General features: G+C 58.2%; 1 protein-coding gene. It reads left to right on the top strand.

Going from position 1 to position 588, the window contains the following annotated elements; genetic code table 11:
• A partial coding sequence (locus KP705_RS16285) for a Tn3 family transposase (protein WP_215764999.1) occupies positions 1 to 588 on the top strand: 588 nt, incomplete at both ends.

The raw sequence follows: 588 nt of genomic DNA, 5'->3' as shown, positions 1-588 counted from the left end.
GTTTCATTCCGCCTTCCTGGCACAGCTGTGTCAGGCCAGAGGGTACAGTCATACGACAGGCTTACGAACTCTGTGTTCTGACCCAGCTGCGCGAGCGTCTGCGTGCCGGAGACATCTGGGTAACGGAAAGTCGCCAATACCGCGCATTCGACACCTACCTTCTTCCGGAAGCCACGTTTGCAGCGATGCGCGCGCAAGGACCGTTGCCTCTGGCGATCAATGCTACGGCTGACACGTTCCTTTCTCAACGGCGTGCAGTGCTGGAAACCGCGCTGAACCGGGTGACGGCTCTTGCCAGGAAGGGCGAGTTGTCACAGGTCCGGCTTGATGCACATGGTCTTGTGATTTCGCCTCTGAAAGCAATTACACCCCCTGCTGTGGAAGAGTTGAGGCGGGCGGCTTACGACCGGCTGCCACGCATCAAGATTACTGATCTTCTGCTGGAAGTGGACCGCTGGATCAGCTTCACCGACTGCTTTACCCATCGCCGTTCCAGCCGTGTCGCGGATGACAAAAACGCCCTGCTGACGGTGATCCTGGCGGATGGGATTAATCTTGGTCTGACACGCATGGCCGACACCTGTCAGG

The sequence above is a fragment of the Gluconobacter sp. P1D12_c genome, assembly GCF_018812105.1.
GTDB classification, from domain to species: domain Bacteria; phylum Pseudomonadota; class Alphaproteobacteria; order Acetobacterales; family Acetobacteraceae; genus Gluconobacter; species Gluconobacter oxydans_A.
The sequence above is the reverse complement of the archived record's forward strand: the minus strand, read 5'-3'. Positions and strand labels throughout refer to the sequence as shown.